The 18,369-nt window shown below is 64.6% G+C and carries 17 protein-coding genes and 1 tRNA gene; 14 read left to right on the forward strand and 4 right to left on the reverse strand.

Annotation, left to right across the window (positions count from 1 at the left end; translation table 11 throughout):
• Positions 1-111 precede the first annotated feature (111 nt).
• The 14 genes from EBS11_RS23595 to ahpF all read left to right on the forward strand — a co-directional run bounded on the left by EBS11_RS23595 (position 112) and on the right by ahpF (position 15,862).
• On the forward strand, positions 112-2,256 hold the full coding sequence (locus EBS11_RS23595) for a M3 family metallopeptidase (RefSeq protein WP_290607043.1): 2,145 nt from the start codon (positions 112-114) through the stop codon (positions 2,254-2,256).
• A gap of 109 nt (positions 2,257-2,365) precedes the next feature.
• On the forward strand, positions 2,366-2,578 hold the full coding sequence (locus tag EBS11_RS23600) for a VF530 family protein (protein WP_092717418.1): 213 nt from the start codon (positions 2,366-2,368) through the stop codon (positions 2,576-2,578).
• Positions 2,579-2,589: 11 nt separating this feature from the next.
• Positions 2,590-2,868, forward strand: coding sequence for a DUF4404 family protein (locus EBS11_RS23605; protein WP_290607047.1), 279 nt, complete (start codon positions 2,590-2,592; stop codon positions 2,866-2,868).
• Between the two features lie 264 nt (positions 2,869-3,132).
• Entirely contained in the window at positions 3,133-5,388 is a 2,256-nt protein-coding gene (locus tag EBS11_RS23610) for a YgiQ family radical SAM protein (RefSeq protein ID WP_290607071.1), read from the forward strand.
• A 139-nt stretch (positions 5,389-5,527) separates the two neighbouring features.
• Positions 5,528-6,409, forward strand: a complete 882-nt coding sequence (locus EBS11_RS23615; RefSeq protein WP_290607049.1) for an EamA family transporter — start codon at positions 5,528-5,530, stop codon at positions 6,407-6,409.
• Between the two features lie 232 nt (positions 6,410-6,641).
• Positions 6,642-7,577, forward strand: coding sequence for a sugar ABC transporter substrate-binding protein (locus EBS11_RS23620; protein ID WP_290607073.1), 936 nt, complete (start codon positions 6,642-6,644; stop codon positions 7,575-7,577).
• Between the two features lie 79 nt (positions 7,578-7,656).
• Positions 7,657-9,216 carry a sugar ABC transporter ATP-binding protein gene (locus tag EBS11_RS23625; RefSeq protein ID WP_290607051.1) on the forward strand — a complete coding sequence of 520 codons (1,560 nt, stop codon included), beginning with the start codon at positions 7,657-7,659 and terminating at the stop codon, positions 9,214-9,216.
• Between the two features lie 18 nt (positions 9,217-9,234).
• Positions 9,235-10,206 carry an ABC transporter permease gene (locus EBS11_RS23630; RefSeq protein WP_290607052.1) on the forward strand — a complete coding sequence of 324 codons (972 nt, stop codon included), beginning with the start codon at positions 9,235-9,237 and terminating at the stop codon, positions 10,204-10,206.
• Between the two features lie 12 nt (positions 10,207-10,218).
• Complete coding sequence (locus tag EBS11_RS23635) at positions 10,219-11,271, forward strand: LacI family DNA-binding transcriptional regulator (RefSeq protein ID WP_290607053.1); 1,053 nt, start codon at positions 10,219-10,221, stop codon at positions 11,269-11,271.
• A complete protein-coding gene (gene rbsK, locus EBS11_RS23640; protein ID WP_290607055.1) occupies positions 11,268-12,176 on the forward strand; it encodes a ribokinase in 909 nt (302 codons plus the stop codon). The genes EBS11_RS23635 and rbsK overlap by 4 nt, the downstream gene beginning before the upstream one ends.
• Positions 12,177-12,185: 9 nt before the next feature.
• The gene (gene rbsD, locus EBS11_RS23645; protein ID WP_290607057.1) at positions 12,186-12,578 is read left to right on the forward strand and encodes a D-ribose pyranase; all 393 of its coding nucleotides are present in this window, start codon (positions 12,186-12,188) and stop codon (positions 12,576-12,578) included.
• Between the two features lie 436 nt (positions 12,579-13,014).
• Entirely contained in the window at positions 13,015-13,416 is a 402-nt protein-coding gene (locus tag EBS11_RS23650; RefSeq protein ID WP_290607059.1) for a DUF3597 domain-containing protein, read from the forward strand.
• Positions 13,417-13,604: 188 nt separating this feature from the next.
• Positions 13,605-14,168 carry an alkyl hydroperoxide reductase subunit C gene (ahpC, locus tag EBS11_RS23655; protein WP_077398190.1) on the forward strand — a complete coding sequence of 188 codons (564 nt, stop codon included), beginning with the start codon at positions 13,605-13,607 and terminating at the stop codon, positions 14,166-14,168.
• A gap of 98 nt (positions 14,169-14,266) precedes the next feature.
• The gene (gene ahpF, locus EBS11_RS23660) at positions 14,267-15,862 is read left to right on the forward strand and encodes an alkyl hydroperoxide reductase subunit F (protein WP_290607064.1); all 1,596 of its coding nucleotides are present in this window, start codon (positions 14,267-14,269) and stop codon (positions 15,860-15,862) included.
• Between the two features lie 72 nt (positions 15,863-15,934).
• Here ahpF and EBS11_RS23665 read toward each other — a convergent pair whose 3' ends face one another.
• From EBS11_RS23665 to EBS11_RS23680, 4 genes are all read right to left on the reverse strand, one after another.
• Complete coding sequence (locus EBS11_RS23665) at positions 15,935-16,273, reverse strand: CzcE family metal-binding protein (RefSeq protein WP_290607065.1); 339 nt, start codon at positions 16,271-16,273, stop codon at positions 15,935-15,937.
• Between the two features lie 135 nt (positions 16,274-16,408).
• Positions 16,409-17,035 (reverse strand): ATP-binding cassette domain-containing protein, encoded by a 627-nt coding sequence (locus tag EBS11_RS23670; RefSeq protein ID WP_290607067.1) that lies wholly within the window; start codon positions 17,033-17,035, stop codon positions 16,409-16,411.
• Positions 17,026-18,129 (reverse strand): hypothetical protein, encoded by a 1,104-nt coding sequence (locus tag EBS11_RS23675; protein WP_290607069.1) that lies wholly within the window; start codon positions 18,127-18,129, stop codon positions 17,026-17,028. The genes EBS11_RS23670 and EBS11_RS23675 overlap by 10 nt, the downstream gene beginning before the upstream one ends.
• 146 nt (positions 18,130-18,275) lie before the next feature.
• Positions 18,276-18,352 (reverse strand) — tRNA-Asp (locus tag EBS11_RS23680).
• Between the last annotated feature and the right edge of the window lie 17 nt (positions 18,353-18,369).

Consider the following 18,369-nt stretch of genomic DNA (forward strand, 5'->3'; position numbering starts at 1 on the left):
ATGCACCACAGGATTGCCCATGTTGGATGACGCCTGTGTGACAGGCTGCTATGATCTGCAACTGGCCCGCGACGCGATCGCGGCTCTTCCCCGCGCTTTCTGAAAGATGTCATGATCCGTCCACAACTGCTCGTCATCGCCGCCAGCATCATGCTGGCCCACGCCGCCCCTTCCGCCCTGGCCGCCGCCGCCGCACCGGCCGCTACCGTCAGTGCGCAGAATCCCCTGCTGAAAGCCAGCCCGCTGCCATTCCAGATGCCGCAATTCGGCCTGATCAAGGATGAGCACTACGCGCCGGCGTTTGCCGAAGGCATGAAACGCCAGCTGGCTGAAGTGAACGCGATCGCCAACAACCGCCAGGCGCCCACGTTCGAGAACACCATCGTGGCCCTCGAGCGCACGGGGCAGCTGCTGCACCGCGTGCAGAGCATCTTCAGCAACATGACCTCGACCAACACGAACAGCGTGCTGGAAGCGGTGGAAGTGGACGTGTCGCCAAAACTGGCCGCGCACGGCGACGCCATCACCCTGAACCCGAAATTGTTCACCCGCATCGACACCCTGTACGCCAAGCGCGACAAGCTGGGCCTCGACGCCGAATCCCTGCGCCTGCTGGAACGCTACCACACGGACTTCGTGCGCGCCGGCGCCAAGCTGTCCGATGCGGACAAGGAAAAACTCAAGAGCTACAACGCCGAGCAGGCGGGCCTGGAAACAGCCTTCGCACAGAACGTGCTGAAGGAAACGAACGCCAAGAGCATCGTCGTCGACACGCGCGCCGAACTGGCTGGCATGACGGACAGCGATATCGATACGGCCGCCGCGGCCGCCAAGGAACGGGGCTTGACGGGCAAGTTCGTCATCGCCCTCGTCAACACCAGCGGCCAGCCGCCGCTGGCCGTGCTGACCAACCGCGCCACGCGCCAGCGCCTGATGGATGCCTCCCTGAACCGGGGCAGCCAGGGCGGCGAGTTCGACAACCGCGCCATCGTGCTGAAGCTGGCCAAGCTGCGCGCCGAACGGGCCACCCTGCTCGGCTACGCCAACTATGCCGCGTATTCGCTGGAAGACCAGACGGCCAAGACGACGACGGCCGTCAACACCCTGCTGTCGGAACTGGCCAAGCCGGCCGTCGCCAATGCGCGCCGCGAAGCGGCCGACCTGCAGCAAGTGGTCGACGCGGAAAAAGGCGGTTTCCAGGTGGCGGCAGCCGACTGGGCCATCTACACGGACAAATTGCGCAAGCAGCGCTTCAATTTCGATGAAAACGAGTTGAAACCGTACCTGGAATTGAACAGCGTGCTGAACAACGGCGTCTTCTTTGCCGCCAACAAGTTGTATGGCATCAGCTTCAAGGAACGCAAGGACTTGCCGGTGTACAACCCGGACGTGCGTGTCTACGACGTGATCGACGCCAACGGCAAGCCGCTGGCCCTGTTCATCGCCGACTTCTATGCGCGTGGCAACAAGCATGGCGGCGCGTGGATGAATGAATACGTGTCGCAATCGGCGCTGCTGGGCACGCATCCGGTGGTGGCCAACCAGTTGAACATTCCGAAGCCGCCGGCCGGCCAGCCGACCCTGCTGACCTTCGACGAAGTGACGACCATGTTCCACGAATTCGGCCATGCACTGCACGGCATGTTCTCGAACGTGAAATACCCGCGCTTCGCCGGCACCAGCGTGCCGAGCGACTTCGTCGAATATCCGTCGCAAGTCAATGAAATGTGGGCCATCTGGCCGGAAGTGCTGCAAAACTACGCCAAGCACTACCAGAGCGGCGCGGCCATGCCGCAGGAACTGCTCGACAAGGTGACGGCGGCGAAGAAATTCAACCAGGGTTTCATGACGACGGAATACCTGTCGGCCGCCCTGCTGGACCAGCGCTGGCACCAGCTGGCGCCAAGCCAGATCCCGACGGACGTGCTGGCCTTTGAAGCGGCATCCTTGAAGGACGCGGGCGTCGATTACGCGCCCGTGCCGCCGCGCTACCGCACGACGTACTTCTCGCACAGCTTCTCGGGCGGCTACTCGGCGGCCTATTACGCTTACCTGTGGTCGGAAAAGCTGGACGCGGAATCGGTCAACTGGTTCAAGGAAAACGGCGGCCTGACGCGCAAGAATGGCGACTGGTTCCGCAGCAAGTTGCTGTCGCGCGGCGGCAGCGTCGATGCGCTGCAGCTGTTCCGTGATTTCCGCGGCCGCGATGCCACCGTGGAACCGCTGCTGGAACGCCGTGGCTTGAACGCCAAGTAAGGCGTCCCCATCTGAAGCTTGCGCTGCGTCGTCCTGGCGCACGCAAGCTTTATGTGCCGGCGGCGTAGAATTGAGTAAGATGGAAACAAGAAGGCAGTCGAAAGAGTATATGAGTCAGCAAGATTTGAACGGCATCACCCTGGAAGCAATCGTGACGCGCCTGCAAGCCCACTACGGCTGGGATGGCCTGGCCAAGCACATCGATATCAATTGCTTCATCAGCGATCCCAGCATCAAGTCGAGCCTGAAGTTTTTGCGCAAGACCCCGTGGGCCAGGAGCAAGGTGGAGCAATTGTTCCTGGACACGCAATTTACTGACTGACAGGAAAAAACATGGATAGCAAACTCAAGGAATCGCTGCTACAGCTGCATTCGACACTGGCAACCAGCGGCCCCGTCGATGAAGAACTGCAAGGTTTGCTGCAAAAGCTCGATGTCGACATCAAGCTGCTGATGGAAAAGCGCGCCGCGCAGGAACAGGAAGAAGAATCGACCACCTATGGCCTGGCCGAGCGCAGCCAGGAATTGTCGGCCAAGTTTGCCGTCAAGCATCCGAAACTGGAGCCGGCGCTGCGGGAATTGGGTGAGATTCTCGCCAATATGGGGATCTGACCGGGGTCAGTCGCTGTGCGCTGATCGGGGTCCGTCGCTACGCGATCGCAATGCGCCCCACTGGGGCGCGTTGCCCCGACGGGTCTGACCCCAAGTAATTGAAAAATAAACGTTTTTTGTACTGAAATCCAACAGTAAAAAGCAGGCCGTCAGGTTGGAAATGGCCAATTCCGGTACAATCCGTACCCTATGAGCTCCCCTACCAATTTATTTGCGACCGTTCCCAAGCGGTCTGCCCGCGCTGCCGTGGCGCCTTTCCTGCCGATGTCGCGTGCCGAGATGGACGCGCTGGGCTGGGACCAGTGCGACGTCATCCTCGTCACGGGCGACGCCTACATCGACCATCCGAGTTTCGGCATGGCCCTCGTCGGCCGCCTGCTCGAAGCGCAGGGTTATCGCGTCGGCATCATCAGCCAGCCGGACTGGCTGTCGGCCGACGCCTTCCGCATCCTCGGCAAGCCGCGCCTGTACTACGGCGTCACCGCCGGCAACATGGATTCCATGGTCAACCAGTACACGGCCGACCGCAAGATCCGCTCCGACGACGCCTACACGGCCAACGCGGAACCGAACAAGCGCCCGGACCGCGCCGTCACCGTGTACGCGCAGCGCGCGCGCGAAGCGTATCCCGACGTGCCCATCGTCATCGGCAGCATCGAAGCGTCCTTGCGCCGCATCGCCCATTACGATTACTGGTCGGACAAGGTCCGCCGTTCCGTCCTGCCCGATTCCAAGGCTGATTTGTTGATCTTCGGCAATGCCGAGCGGGCGCTGGTCGACCTGACGCACCGCCTGGCCGCCGGCGAATCGATCAAGGATATCCGCGACCTGCGCGGCACGGCCTTCATGGTGCCGTCCGGCTGGCTGCCCGGCGACGACTGGGGCGTGCACAATTCCACTCGCGTGGACGTGCCCGGCAAGATCGATCCGCACTACAGCCCGTACGAGATGGTGCAGGAAGACAAGACCGCCTGCGCCACCGAGAATGCGTCGAAATCGGCCGAAGTCATCAAGCCCATCCGCATCATGAGCCGCGAAGAGCGCCTGGCCATGGCCAAGGAAAAGCACGACAAGACCGTCGTGCGCCTGCCGTCCTACGACGTCGTCAAGGATGACCCCGTCATGTATGCGCACGCCTCGCGCGTGTTCCACCTGGAATCGAATCCCGGCAATGCGCGCGCCATGGTGCAGGCGCACGGCGAACGCGACGTGTGGCTCAACCCGCCGCCGCTGCCGCTGGCCATGGACGAGATGGATGGCGTGTACGACATGAATTATGCGCGCGCCCCGCACCCGAGCTATGGCAAGGCGCACATCCCCGCGTGGGAAATGATCCGCTTTTCCGTCAACATCATGCGCGGCTGCTTCGGCGGCTGCACCTTCTGCTCCATCACGGAGCACGAAGGGCGCATCATCCAGAGCCGTTCGGAACCGTCCATCCTGCGCGAAATCGAGCATATCCGCGATAAAACCAAAGGCTTTACGGGCACCATTTCCGATATGGGTGGTCCGACGGCGAATATGTACCGCCTGGCCTGCAAGGAAAAAGAGATCGAAGTGTCGTGCCGCCGGCTGTCCTGCGTGTACCCGTCCATCTGCGTGAATTTGGGCACGGACCACAGCAAGCTCATTTCCCTGTACCGCAAGGCGCGCGCCATTCCGGGCATCAAGAAAGTGCTGATCAGCTCGGGCCTGCGCTACGACCTGGCCGTGCGTTCGCCCGAGTACGTGAAGGAACTGGTGACGCACCACGTCGGCGGCCTCCTGAAAATCGCGCCCGAGCACACGGAAGAGGGCACCTTGTCGAAGATGATGAAGCCCGGCATCGGCGCCTACGATGAATTCAAGGAAATGTTTGACCGTTTCTCGCTGGAAGCGGGCAAGAAGCAGTATTTGATTCCCTACTTCATCGCCGCCCATCCGGGCACGACGGACCTGGACATGCTGAACCTGGCCCTGTGGCTGAAGAAAAACAATTTCAAGCTGGACCAGGTGCAAACCTTCATGCCCACGCCGATGGCCATGGCCACGACCATGTACCACACGCGCAAGAATCCGTTGCGCAAGGTCACGGCGGACTCGGAAGTGGTGGAAACGGCGCGCAGCGGCAAGATCCGCCGCACGCATAAAGCCTTCCTGCGCTATCAGGACCCGGCCAACTGGCCCATCCTGCGCGAAGCGCTGGTCAACATGGGCCGTGGCGACCTGATCGGCAATGGCGACAAGCATCTGATCCCGGCCTGGACCTCGTCCGAGTCGGGCGGCCTGGCGGCAGGCGAACGCAGCCGCCAGACGCATGGCGCCGGCACGCCGGACAAGTTCAAGGTGGCGCCAGGCAAGAGCCGCATCGCCCTGGGCGGCACGGCCGCCGCACCGAAGGCGACGGCCGTCGAGTCGAAGGTACGCCCCTCGATCCTGTCGACCATCAAGACGAAGGCCAAGCCCGCCGCCGCGCCCGTGGGCCGTGGCGCCAAGCCGGCCGCCAAGGGCGGTACGCCAGCCCGCAGCGGCCGCCGCTAAGGCTGTATCGCTGCTGCAGCAACCCGGCCCGTGCGCCGGGTTTTTTTATGGCCGGCAGCATCCTCCGGGTGGGCGTATTTATCTTGACATCAAGATAGTATGCGTCCACACTGGGATTATCTTAACGTCGAGATAGTTTATGGTCACCTCTGCTGTCCGTCCCGCCTGGGGCGATATCGTGCTCACGGCGCTGGCGCCCCTCATCTGGGGTTCCACGTATATCGTCACGTCCGAACTGCTGCCGCCGCACCGTCCCTTCACGGCCGCGCTGATCCGCGTGCTGCCGGCCGGCCTGCTCTTGCTGCTGATCATGCGACGCCTGCCCGCGCGGCGCGACTGGGGCCGCGTGCTGATCCTGTCGGCCCTGAATATCGGCGTCTTCCAGGCCTTGCTGTTCGTGGCCGCCTACCGCTTGCCGGGCGGCCTGGCGGCCGTCGTGGGAGCCATCCAGCCGCTGCTGGTGATGGGCCTGGCATGGGGCGTGGAAGGGCGCCGCCCGGCCCGCCTGGCCCTGGGCGCCAGCGTGCTGGGCGTGCTCGGCATGGGCGTGTTGCTGCTGTCGCCGCGCACGGTGTGGGAGCCCGTCGGCATTGCCGCCGCGCTGGGCGGCACGGCCTGCATGGCGGCCGGCACCTACCTGACGCGGCGCTGGAAGCCGGACCTGCCCGTGCTGGCGCTGACGGGCTGGCAATTGCTGCTGGGCGGCCTGATGCTGGCGCCCGTCGCCTGGCTGGCCGACGCACCCTTGCCGGCGCTGTCCTGGCAGCAAGTGCTGGCCTACGCCTACCTGTGCCTGGCCGGCGCCCTGCTGGCATATGCCCTGTGGTTCCGCGGCATTGCCCGCCTGTCGCCCGTGGCCGTGTCCTCGCTGGGCCTGCTCAGTCCCCTGATGGCCGTCGTGCTGGGCTGGGCCTTGCTGGGCCAGGCCATGACGGGCTGGTCGATGCTGGGCCTGCTGCTGGTGCTGGCCAGCGTGCTGGCCGTGCAGTGGGCCAGTGCCCGTCCCGCAGCAAACCGCTGACGGCTGCGCCTTTCTCCTCGGCAGGCCGCACGTACCGGCCTGCCCGTTTCCCTCTGGGCGTCCCCTTTTTGCTGCACCGCAGCTACAGTTTTGCTTGCACTGCTATGGGGCATTGAGGCACTATTCGCTTCGCGCAAACGTTTGCGCACAACGAATTTCCTAAAAAGCATGCTGTATACGTGCTTGCCCAACCCCTCTGGAGACGCTCATGACATCCCGTATTCGCCTGAAAATGATTGCCGCCGCTGTCCTGGTGTGTGCCTTGCCCGCCGTGCCCGCCATGGCGCAGACGCCTGCCAAGCCCAAGGTCGCACTGGTGATGAAGTCGCTCGCCAATGAATTTTTCCTGACCATGGAAAACGGTGCCAAGGCGCACCAGAAGGCCAATGCCGCCAAGTACGACCTGCTGTCGAACGGCATCAAGGATGAAACGGATACGTCGAGCCAGATCAAGCTGGTCGAGCAGATGATCGTCTCGCGCGTGAACGCGCTCGTGATCGCCCCGGCGGACTCGAAGGCGCTGGTGCCGGTGCTGAAAAAAGCCATCGATGCGGGCATCATCGTCGTCAATATCGACAACAAGCTCGACGCGGGCGCCCTGAAAGAGAAGGGCATCACTGTGCCGTTCGTCGGCCCGGACAACCGCAAGGGCGCCAAGGTGGTCGGCGACTTCCTGGCCAAGCAGATCAAGAAGGGCGACCCCGTCGGCATCATCGAAGGCGTGTCCACCACCTATAACGCGCAGCAGCGCACCCTGGGCTTCCAGGACGCCATGACGGCGGCCGGTGCGAAGGTCGTCAGCGTGCAGTCGGGCCAGTGGGAAATCGCCCCCGCGAACACGGTGGCGGCCGCCATGCTGAACGCCAACCCGAACATCAAGGCTTTGCTGTGCGGTAACGACAACATGGCCATCGGCGCCGTGTCCGCCATCAAGGCGGCCGGCAAGACGGGCAAGGTGCTCGTCGTCGGCTACGACAACATCAACGCCATCAAGCCGATGCTGGCCGATGGCCGCGTGCTGGCTACCGCCGACCAGTTCGGTTCGCAGCAAGCCGTGTTCGGCATCGACACGGTCCTGAAAGCCCTGGCGCAGAAGAAGAAGCAAGCCGATCTGGGTGGCGTCATCGAAACCAAGGTCGAACTGGTCACCAAGGACGCCAAGTCCTGATCGTCTGATCCCGCCGGGGCCAGCGCCATCGCCGCAGTGCGGGCGCCGGCCCCGCCGTCTTTTTCCGCGGAGTTTTATCATGCCTACCGACATCCCCCCGGCGCCCTCGGCCGCCATCCCCCTATTGACCCTGGATAACATCGGCAAGTCCTATGTCGGCCCCGTGCTGGGCGGCGTGGGCCTGCGCTTCGCCCCCGGCCAGGTGCTGGCGCTGACGGGTGAAAACGGCGCGGGCAAGAGCACCCTGTCGAAGATCATCTGCGGCCTGGAGCAGGCCACGACGGGCACGATGCTGCTCGACGGCAAGCCCTACCAGCCCGCCTCGCGCGGCGCAGCCGAGGCGCTGGGCATCCGCATGGTGATGCAGGAACTCAATCTGATTCCCACCCTGTCGATCGCGGAAAACCTGTACCTCAAGAATCTGCCGCAGCGCTTCGGCTTCATCGACCGCGCCCGCCTGGAGCGCGACGCGCGCGAACAGATGGAGAAAGTGGGCCTGGGCGGCCTGGACCCGTGGACCCTCGTGGGCGCGCTGGGCATCGGCCACCAGCAGATGATCGAGATTGCGCGCAACCTGATCGGTTCCTGCCGCCTGCTGGTGCTCGACGAGCCGACGGCCATGCTGACGCACCGCGAAGTGGAACTGCTGTTCCTGCAGATCGAACGTCTGAAGGCGGACGGCGTGTGCATCATCTATATTTCCCACCGCTTGGAAGAACTCAAGCGCGTGGCCGACCGCATCGCCGTGCTGCGCGACGGCCAGCTCGTCTGCGACGACGACATCGCGGGCCACTCCGCCGCCGACCTCGTCAGCCTGATGGTGGGCCGCTCGGCCGACGACGCCGTCGACCTGAGCGGACGCACCATCGGCGCGCCGCTGCTGCGCGTGCGGGGCTTGGCGCGCGGCAAGGTGGTCAACCCGACCTCATTCGACTTGCGCGCCGGTGAAATCCTCGGCATCGCGGGCCTGATCGGCTCGGGCCGCACGGAACTGCTGCGCCTGATCTTCGGCGCCGACCGCGCCGACGCGGGCGCAGTCTTCCTGGGCGACAGCGAAGTCCCCGCCGCCTTGCACTCGCCGCAGGCCGCCGTGCAAGCCGGTATCGCCATGATCACGGAAGACCGCAAGGGCCAGGGCTTGCTGCTGCGCCAGTCCATCGCCGTGAACACGACCCTGGCCTCGCTGGACACGGTCAGCCACGCTGGACTGGGCTGGCTCAACGACGCGGCCGAAGCGACGGTGGCCGACGACTACATCCAGCGCCTGGGCATCCGCTCGCGCAACAGCGCGCAAACGGTGGCCGAGCTTTCTGGCGGCAACCAGCAAAAGGTGGTGATCGCCCGCTGGCTGTACCGCGACTGCCCCGTGATGCTGTTCGACGAGCCCACGCGCGGCATCGATATCGGCGCCAAGTTTGATATTTATCAGGTGCTGGCCGAACAGGCGCGCCAGGGCAAGGGCCTCGTCATCGTCTCGAGCGACTTGCGCGAGCTGATGCTGATCTGCGACCGCATCGCCGTCATGAGCGCCGGCAGCATCGTCGACACCTTCGAGCGGGGCGCCTGGAGCCAGGACGCGCTGCTGTCGGCCGCCTTTTCCGGCTATTTGACCCCCACTTCCACTCCCGCTGCGGCCTGATCCGCCGGAAAGACTCCCATGACCACCACTTCCTCTCCTTCGTATCTGCAGCGCAGCCTGGCCGACCTGAAAAACTATGCGGGCCTGATCGGCGCCCTCTTGGCCATGTGCGTGCTGTTCTCGTTTGCCAGCGAAAACTTCTTCACCCTGGCCACCCTCAGCACCCTGTCGAACAACATCCCGACCCTCGTCGTGATGGCCGTCGGCATGACGTTCGTGCTGATCATCGGCGGCATCGACCTGTCCGTTGGTTCCGTGATGGCGCTGGCCGCCTCCGTGCTGTCGCTGGCCGTCGTGCACTGGGGCTGGCCCGTGTGGAGCGCGGCCCTGCTGGGCATGTTCGTCGCGGCCCTGTGCGGCGCGACGACGGGCCTCATTTCCGTCGGCTGGCGCATTCCCTCGTTCATCGTGTCCTTGGGTGTGCTGGAAATGGCGCGCGGCCTGGCCTACCAGGTGACGAACTCGCGCACGGAATACATCGGCAGCGCCGTCGAAGGCATCAGCTCGCCGATCGCCTTCGGCCTGTCGCCCGCCTTCATCGCCTCGATCGCCATTGTCGTCATCGGCCACCTGGTGCTCACGCGCACGGTGCTGGGACGCCACTGGATCGGCATCGGCACGAACGAGGAAGCCGTGCGGCTGTCCGGCATCAATACGAAGCCGTCGAAGGTGCTGGTATTTGCCCTGATGGGCTTGCTGGCCGGCATCGGCGCCCTGTTCCAGGTGTCGCGCCTGGAAGCGGCCGACCCGAACGGCGGCGTGGGCATGGAATTGCAGGTGATCGCGGCCGTCGTGATCGGCGGCACGAGCCTGATGGGCGGGCGCGGTTCCGTCATCAGCACCTTTATCGGCGTGCTGATCATTTCCGTGCTGGAAGCGGGCCTGGCGCAGGTGGGCGTGTCCGAACCCGTGAAACGCATCGTCACGGGCCTGGTGATCGTCGCCGCCGTGGTGCTCGACACCTACCGCCGCCGCGGCGAGCGCGCCTAAGCGACGTCGCCCATGGCAACCATCAAACAGGTGGCGCAGGCGGCGGGGGTGTCGTTTACCACCGTCTCGCATGTGCTCAACAATACCCGCCCCGTCAGCGACGAGGCGCGCCGCGCCGTGCTGGCGGCCGTGGAGCAATTGCATTACGTGCCCAGCGCGCTGGCGCGCTCCTTGCGCAGCCGCAGCACGGGCACCATCGGCCTGATCATTCCCAACAATACGAACCCGTATTTCTCGGAAGTGGCGCGCGGCATCGAGGACAGCTGCTACGCGGCCGGCTACAGCGTGATCCTGTGCAATTCCGATGACGACCCCGTCAAGCAGCGCGAGTACCTGAACGTGCTGCTGACCAAGCGCTGCGACGGCCTGATCCTGTCCGCGCTGGCCGACAGCGACGGCGAACTGCTGCGCAAGATGAAGGTGCCGGCCGTGCTGCTCGACCGCGCGCCCAGCGACCTGGCCATCGATGCCGTGGCCGTCGACAACCGCGCCGGCGGCGCCTTGGCCGCGCGCCACCTGCTGGGCCTGGGACGCCGGCGCATCGCCTGCATCGCCGGTCCCCGCGAAGTGAGCATTTCCAACGAGCGCATCGACGGCGCGCGCGACGCCATGGCGGACGCGGGCGTGGCCCTGGCCGAGCGCTTGTGCCGGCATGCGGATTTCACCAGCGCGGGCGGCTATGCGGCCGCGCTGGACTTGCTGGCGCTGCCGCCAGGCCAGCGTCCCGATGCCTTGTTCTGCTGCAATGACCTGATGGCCTTTGGCGCCTTGCGCGCCGCCGCCGAACGGGGCATCGCCGTGCCAGCGGAGCTGGCCGTCGTGGGCTTCGACGATATCGACCTGGCCAGCTTCGTGCATCCCGCCCTGAGCAGCGTGGCGCAGAATACGCGCGAGCTGGGCCATATCACGGCTGCCTGCCTGCTGGCGCGCATCGCCGACCCTGCCTTGCCGCGCCAGCAGCGCAGCATCGCCCCCGCACTGCACGTGCGCGGCTCCAGCGCCGCCGCCGCAGCGCCTCTACCTTTTACTTTACCTGCAACTGAACTGATGGGAATGACATCATGATCGTGGTTATCGGCAGCATCAATATGGACCTGGTCTTGCGCGTGCCGCGCATGCCCCTCCCCGGCGAAACCCTGACGGGCGGCGCTTTTAGAACCATTCCTGGCGGCAAGGGCGCCAACCAGGCCGTCGCTTGCGCGCGCATGAGCGGCAAGGGGGCGGGCGCCCAGCAAGTGGCCATGGTCGGCTGCGTGGGCGACGACGCGTTCGGCGCCACCCTGCGCGCGGCGCTGGTGGGCGACGGCATCATCGACAGCCACATCACCACCTTGCCGGGCGTGGCGTCCGGCATCGCCTCCATCCTCGTCGACGACAACGGCCAGAACAGCATCGTCATCGCCGGCGGCGCCAACGATCTGTTGAGCCCCGCACACATTGATGCGGCGCAAGGTCTGATCGAACAGGCCGATATCGTCGTGCTGCAGCTGGAAACGCCGATGGACACCGTTGTGCACGCCATCAAGCTGGCCCGCTCCCTGGGCAAGACCGTGGTGCTGAACCCGGCACCGGCCGCCAGCCTGCCGGACGGCGTGCTGGAACTGGTCGACTACCTGATCCCGAACGAAATCGAAGCGGCCATGCTGGCCGGCGTCAGCCCGGAAGGCGCGGACGCCAAGGCGCTGGCCGCCGCCCTGCAAAAGCTGGGCAGCGACAACGTCATCATCACCCTCGGTGCCAAGGGCGTGCACGCGGCCCTGTATGGCGGCGACTTCACCTTCCCCGCCGAAGTGGTGCAAGCCGTCGACACGACGGCCGCCGGCGACACCTTCATCGGCGGCTTCGTCGCGGGCCTGGCATCCGGCATGGACGAGGCGGAATCCATCCAGCAAGGCCAGCGCGCGGCCGCCTGGAGCGTGACCAAGCCCGGTGCGCAAACCTCGATTCCTTTCCTGCACGAATTGTTCTGAGCCACGGCCATGAAAAAGTCTCCGCTGCTTAATATTGCGCTGTCGCAACTGATCGCCTCGCTGGGCCATGGCGACATGCTCGTCATCGGCGACGCGGGCCTGCCGTCGCAGCCGGGCGTGCCCCTGATCGACCTGGCCCTGACGCGCGGCATTCCCGGCTTCATCGATACGGTGAACACCGTGCTGAGCGAAATGCAGGTGGAATACCATCTGCTGGCCAGCGAATTGCCGCAACACAACCCGGCCATGGCGGCGCGGGTGGCGGCCCTGGGCTTGCCCGATGCGCGCCAGGTCACGCATGACGAGTTCAAGCAATTGAGCAAGGGCGCGCGCGCCATCGTGCGCACGGGGGAATGCAGCCCGTATGCCAACATCATCCTGGTCGCCGGGGTCGTGTTCTAGCGCAAGGCATGGCGCGATCACGCGCCCACCGTCCACCACCTTCCCAGTCTTGGCCGCAGTGACGTCATGCGGCACCGGCAAGCGCTGCGGCTGCCATCGCCTCGCCCTTGCCCGCCCGGCCGCTCCCTGCCATGCCGGGGACGGCCGGCGTTCCCGCCGTTCCGTCCTGCCGCGCCTGCCCGGGCGTCCCGTGCTACTCCTCTCTTTCATCCATCAATGCCGGTGTGCCGGCCATGCCGCGGCCCTTGCACCCTTGAAACAGGCATGGCCTGCCACCAGATCTGGCGCAAGCCTGCGGGACAGGGCCTCCGGCCTGAACGGGCTTATACTCGGCGGGCTGGCGCCTGCGCCCGGCTCCAGCTGTCACCGGTTCGCTGCATGGGAACTGGGCGCGCAGGCAAACTTTCTTCCATTCACTCCAACTCGAGGTGTACTCATGGGCATTTTCAGCAATATCTACAACAAAATCTTCCACCATTCGTCCGATGCCGCCCCGGCTGCCACGCCGGCCGCCGCGACGGAAGCACCGGCAGCGGGCGCTCCTGCTGCTGCGCCGGCTGCCGCACCGGCCGCCGTGCCCGTGGTGGACGTGGAAGTGGTGCTGGTCGACCTGGCCAGCAAGAATGCGGAAAAACTCAATTGGCGCACGTCCATCGTCGACCTGATGAAACTGTTGCAACTCGACAGCAGCCTGGCCGCGCGCAAGGAACTGGCGCAGGAGCTGCATTTCACGGGCGACACCAACGATTCGGCCAGCATGAATATCTGGCTGCACCGCCAGGTGATGATCAAGCTGGCGGAAAACGGCGGCAAGGTGCCGGAAGAACTCAAGAACTAAACACCTGGCGGCGGCAGGGGTATCCACTGTCACCGCTATCCAATCCCGTGGGAACTGCCTATCATGGAGTTCCCAAGGTGTCATGATAGCTAAAACCAATTGAAACTATTGTGACAATCAATTTTGCATATGGGATAAAACCCCTTACACTAGAGTCTTACTGATTCACCACACGAGAGGAAATGACTATGTCGCTCATCAATACCCAAGTTAAACCATTCAAGGCAACCGCTTACCACAATGGCAAATTCGTCGACCTGACGGAAGCGTCGCTGAAAGGCAAGTGGTCGGTATTCGTGTTCTACCCAGCCGACTTCACCTTCGTTTGCCCAACCGAACTGGAAGACCTGGCCGACCACCACGCCGAGTTCCAGAAGCTGGGCGTCGATGTCTACGGCATCTCGACCGATACCCACTTCGCGCACAAAGCGTGGCACGACACGTCGGACGCCATCAAGAAAGTGCAATACGCACTGATCGGCGACCCAACCGGCGCCCTGTCGCGCAACTTCGAAGTCATGATCGAAGAAGAAGGCCTGGCACTGCGCGGTACCTTCGTCATCAATCCAGACGGCTTCATCAAAGTGCTGGAAGTGCATGACAACGGCATCGGCCGTGACGCTGCAGAACTGCTGCGCAAAGTCAAAGCCGCCCAGTACGTGGCGAACCACCCAGGCGAAGTGTGCCCAGCCAAATGGACGGAAGGCGCAGCGACCCTGACCCCATCGCTGGACCTGGTCGGCAAGATCTAAGGTGTGAAGCAGCAAGCAGCAAACAAGTAGTTACCGCGATGCCGGCCCGGGTGTCCGGCCCGGCATTCGCCTAAATATTTGTAGAAAAGGAAAAAATCATGTTAGACGCTACCCTCAAAACCCAACTGAAATCCTACCTGGAAAAAGTGGTGTATCCGCTTGAGCTGGTCGCTTCTCTCGATGACAGCGCAAAAGCCCGCGAGATGAAGGAATTGCTCCAGGAGATAGTCCTGTTGAGCGACAAGATCACGCTGGTCGAGCGCATGGAAGCTGGCGTACGGACCCCGTCGTTCAGCATCAACCGTGCAGGCTCCGACATCGGCGTGCGTTTCGCCGGTGTGCCGCTGGGCCACGAATTTACCTCGCTGGTGCTGGCGCTGCTGCAAGTGGGCGGCCACACCATCAAGTTCGACGAGGCCGTGATCGAGCAGATCCGCAACCTCGACGGCGATTACGAATTTGAAACGTTTATTTCGCTTTCCTGCCATAACTGCCCGGAAGTGGTGCAGGCATTGAATGCCATGGCCGTGATCAACCCGCGCATCAAGGTCACCACCATCGATGGCGGCGTGTTCCCGCAGGAAGTGGAAGCGCGCCAGATCATGGCCGTGCCGATGATGTTCCTCAATGGCGAACACTTTGGCCAGGGCCGCACGAATGTCGAGGAAATCCTCGCCAAGCTCGACACCAATGCCGGCGCCCGCCAGGCCGAAGCGCTGAATAAGAAAGACGTCTTTGACGTGCTGATCGTCGGCGGCGGCCCCGCCGGCGCGGCAGCGGCCATCTACGCCGCCCGCAAAGGCATCAAGACGGGCGTGCTGGCCGAGCGTTTCGGCGGCCAGGTGCTTGATACCCTGGCCATCGAAAACTTTATTTCTGTCAAGGAAACGGATGGTCCGAAGTTCGCCATGGCGCTGGAACAGCACGTCAAGGAATACGAAGTCGACATCATGAATACCCAGCGCGCCACGAAATTGACGCCAGGCAAGCTGGTGCAGATTGAAACGGCGAATGGCGCCGTCCTGAAAGCCAAGACCGTCATCCTGGCCACGGGCGCCCGCTGGCGCGAAATCAACGTGCCGGGCGAGAAGGAATACCGCAACCACGGTGTCGCCTACTGCCCGCACTGCGATGGCCCCCTGTTCAAGGGCAAGCGCGTGGCCGTGATCGGCGGCGGCAACTCGGGCGTGGAAGCGGCGATCGACCTGGCCGGCCTCGTGAAACACGTGACCCTGATCGAGTTCGGCGCGGAACTGCGCGCCGATGCGGTGCTGCAACGCAAGCTGCACAGCCTGCCTAACGTGACCGTGATCACGTCGGCGCAAACGACGGAGATCCACGGCGACGGCAAGATCGTCAATGGCCTCTCCTACACGGACCGCGTCAGCGGCGAGTCGAAGAAGGTCGAGCTGGAAGGCGTCTTCGTGCAGATCGGCCTGGTGCCGAACACGGAGTGGCTGAAGGGCACGGTAGCCTTGTCGCGCCACGGCGAAATCGAAGTGGACGCCCGCGGCCAGACCTCGATCCCCGGCGTGTTCGCGGCCGGCGACGTCACCACGGTGCCGTACAAGCAGATCATCATCGCCACGGGCGAAGGTGCCAAGGCCGCCCTGTCCGCCTTTGACCACCTGATCCGCTCGGACGACGAGGAAGTGGTCGACGAGTCTGCTGCCAAGGAAGCGCTGACGGCGTAATTATTGAGCCGTATCAAACAAAAACCGGAACTGCCGCAAGGTGGTTCCGGTTTTTTTATGCGTGCAGGGAAATCAGCTGCCCGCGTACAGGGGATTGCCGGCCACATACACCTGAATCCCGTCGACGGCCATGTCCTTCGGCGCGATCTCGGCCAGGGCGAAGACGGACTTGTTGCTGAACGTTTGCACGTGCCACGTAAAGCGCTGGCCGGCGCGCGCGATGGTGACGGTCTCGCCATGCGTGACGTTGATGTGGCGCGTCTCCGGCTGCAGTTCGATGCTGCGCTGGGCCGCGCCGTGGTGGGCGGGCGTGCCGTAGTCGGCGGCCGTGCCCGTGGGGCCGGCGGCGATGGCCGAGGTGGCAAGGATGGCGCCCAGGATGGCCAGGGTGCTGCGGGGGGGGTTGAACATACTCATCTCCAAGAATAGGCCGGGTGCGCCGAATCAGCGCGCCGTGTTGTCGTCGTGGCTGCACCGGGATCGCCGGTTTTTGCAACACGGCATCGTAAGCTGTCCCTGGCCGATCTGCAAAGCGGTATTTCCTCTCTAGATTTCCACCGTGGCCGCCAGCGGCAGCTGGGGCTCGAGGTGGCTGGTCAGCACGATGCACTGGCGCGCCAGCCGGGCCGGGTCGGACAGGCGCGTGCGCAGGTGCGCCATGGCCGCCGCATCGAGGCCGTTGAAGGGCTCGTCGACGAGCAGCAGCCGCACGGGCAAGGCCAGCGCCAGGGCCAGCTGCAGTTTCTTGTGCTGGCCCAGGGACAGCGACGTGATGCTTTGCTGCAAGGTCGGCGTCAGGGCGAATGCATCCAGTTCGGCGTTCAGCAGGGCCGCGTCGCTGCCGGGATACAGGGCCAGGTGCAGGTCGAGAAACTCGTGCACCTGCAGCCAGGGCAGGGCGGGCGCGTCGCCGCCGCAATAGAAGGCGAGCGCGCGGTAGGCCAGCGGCATGGCGCCGCTGTCGATGCCGTCCAGGCGGATGGTGCCGCGCGCGGGCAGCAGGGCGCCGCCCGCCAGTTTCAGCAGGGTCGTCTTGCCGGCGCCGTTCGCGCCGCGCAGCCAGCTGATGCCGGGACCGAAGCGCTGCTGAAATCCTTGAAACACGCTGTGCGTGGCAAAGTGAAAATCGAGCTGTTCGACGTGCAGCACGGGAGAAGGGGCATTCAATTCCATAATTCGCTTCCGATGGCGCTCAAGGCAAGGATGGACAGGACGACGAGGGCCACGCGGCCCCGCGCCGTGAGGCGGGGCAGGCCGACGATGGCCAGCAGGGCCAGGCTGGCGGTGACGGCATACACGCCCGTCACGCGCCGCTGCAGCATGGCCGGGTCCGTGCCATACAGTACGACGCCGGCGCCCAGCAGTACGGCCAGGGCGGGCAGCAGGCTAGCGCCGCAGGCCAGGCGCAGGAGGCGGCGGCTGGCCAGGGGCCAGGCATCGAGCGATGGACGCAGCAAGCCGATCTGCTCGCGCACGGCCTTGTCGCCCCGGTCCGTCACAATGACGAGGCTGGCGCTGGCCAGCAGGCCCAGCAGCGGTGCGGGCACGAGGGGGAGATGCAGCAGCCAGGCCAGCATGCTGGCGCCGGCGCCGGCCAGCAGCACGCTCTGTTGCAGGCCAATCACGTTTTCATTGCGCCAGAACGGCAGCCAGAACAGGCGCCGCCACAGGAACAGGGTAGGCCAGCGGGGTTGCCGGGGCACATACGTGTGCATCGTGGGCGGGCGCGCCCCTTGTGCTGGCCGTGGCGCACGCAGGCGCAGGGCCACGATGAGCGTCGTGAGCAGCCAGGCCAGCAGCCACGCGCCGGCCGTGGCGGCGATGCCGCTCCCGGCAACGGGGCGCAGCCAGGGCGGCGACTGCGCCAGCCAGATGGCGGCCGAGATGGCATAGGCCATGCCCAGCGGCAGCATCAGCAGGCCGGCCACGGCGACATCGGCTTGCCAGCGCAGGCGGCGCGGCAAGGGCAGCTGGCGCAGCCAGGCGGCGACAGGGGCGGGCAAGAGGCGCTTGCGCAGCAGCCAGGCGGGCAGGCAGGTCAGCAGGGCTTGGCCGCCCAGCACGCCCAGGGCGGCGGGCCAGGGCAGGTTCATGGCGAGAAAGCAGGGCAGGGCGATGACGCTGAGCAGTCCCAGCAGGACGGGGCCGGCCAGGAACAGGACGATTTCCATGGAACTCGTCAGGCTGGCGGCAAATTGCAGCAAAGCATGATGGGCGAGGCGCAGCCGCAGGGCCAGATAGGGATGGGTGCTTCGGGGCAGGCGCATGCAGGCAGGGGCGGAGTCAGGGTAGCTGATTCTAACAGCCGGGGTGAGACACCCGGATAAGTCAGCTTCGAGCTTGACGTTGGCGGTGTCGAGAATCTGAGCCCGGAATGGGAAAAGCCCTTCGGTTCAGAGAACCAAAGGTTTATTGGCGGAGCGGACGGGACTCGAACCCGCGACCCCCGACGTGACAGGCCGGTATTCTAACCAACTGAACTACCACTCCAAGCTCGTATGATCTGT

The sequence above is a fragment of the Janthinobacterium sp. genome (genome assembly GCF_009923995.1).
Lineage (GTDB): Bacteria > Pseudomonadota > Gammaproteobacteria > Burkholderiales > Burkholderiaceae_D > Janthinobacterium.

What these genes read in the sequence shown, in the direction of transcription:
- EBS11_RS23650 (WP_290607059.1), top strand. Translation starts at nt 13,015, where the DNA reads ATGGGCATTTTCAGCAATATCTACAACAAAATCTTCCACCATTCGTCC.
- rbsK (WP_290607055.1), top strand. Translation starts at nt 11,268, where the DNA reads ATGATCGTGGTTATCGGCAGCATCAATATGGACCTGGTCTTGCGCGTG.
- EBS11_RS23615 (WP_290607049.1), top strand. Translation starts at nt 5,528, where the DNA reads ATGGTCACCTCTGCTGTCCGTCCCGCCTGGGGCGATATCGTGCTCACG.
- EBS11_RS23625 (WP_290607051.1), top strand. Translation starts at nt 7,657, where the DNA reads ATGCCTACCGACATCCCCCCGGCGCCCTCGGCCGCCATCCCCCTATTG.
- EBS11_RS23630 (WP_290607052.1), top strand. Translation starts at nt 9,235, where the DNA reads ATGACCACCACTTCCTCTCCTTCGTATCTGCAGCGCAGCCTGGCCGAC.
- EBS11_RS23635 (WP_290607053.1), top strand. Translation starts at nt 10,219, where the DNA reads ATGGCAACCATCAAACAGGTGGCGCAGGCGGCGGGGGTGTCGTTTACC.
- ahpC (WP_077398190.1), top strand. Translation starts at nt 13,605, where the DNA reads ATGTCGCTCATCAATACCCAAGTTAAACCATTCAAGGCAACCGCTTAC.
- EBS11_RS23670 (WP_290607067.1), bottom strand. Translation starts at nt 17,035, where the DNA reads ATGGAATTGAATGCCCCTTCTCCCGTGCTGCACGTCGAACAGCTCGAT.
- EBS11_RS23610 (WP_290607071.1), top strand. Translation starts at nt 3,133, where the DNA reads ATGTCGCGTGCCGAGATGGACGCGCTGGGCTGGGACCAGTGCGACGTC.
- ahpF (WP_290607064.1), top strand. Translation starts at nt 14,267, where the DNA reads ATGTTAGACGCTACCCTCAAAACCCAACTGAAATCCTACCTGGAAAAA.
- EBS11_RS23595 (WP_290607043.1), top strand. Translation starts at nt 112, where the DNA reads ATGATCCGTCCACAACTGCTCGTCATCGCCGCCAGCATCATGCTGGCC.
- EBS11_RS23605 (WP_290607047.1), top strand. Translation starts at nt 2,590, where the DNA reads ATGGATAGCAAACTCAAGGAATCGCTGCTACAGCTGCATTCGACACTG.
- EBS11_RS23675 (WP_290607069.1), bottom strand. Translation starts at nt 18,129, where the DNA reads ATGCGCCTGCCCCGAAGCACCCATCCCTATCTGGCCCTGCGGCTGCGC.
- EBS11_RS23620 (WP_290607073.1), top strand. Translation starts at nt 6,642, where the DNA reads ATGATTGCCGCCGCTGTCCTGGTGTGTGCCTTGCCCGCCGTGCCCGCC.
- EBS11_RS23600 (WP_092717418.1), top strand. Translation starts at nt 2,366, where the DNA reads ATGAGTCAGCAAGATTTGAACGGCATCACCCTGGAAGCAATCGTGACG.
- EBS11_RS23665 (WP_290607065.1), bottom strand. Translation starts at nt 16,273, where the DNA reads ATGTTCAACCCCCCCCGCAGCACCCTGGCCATCCTGGGCGCCATCCTT.
- rbsD (WP_290607057.1), top strand. Translation starts at nt 12,186, where the DNA reads ATGAAAAAGTCTCCGCTGCTTAATATTGCGCTGTCGCAACTGATCGCC.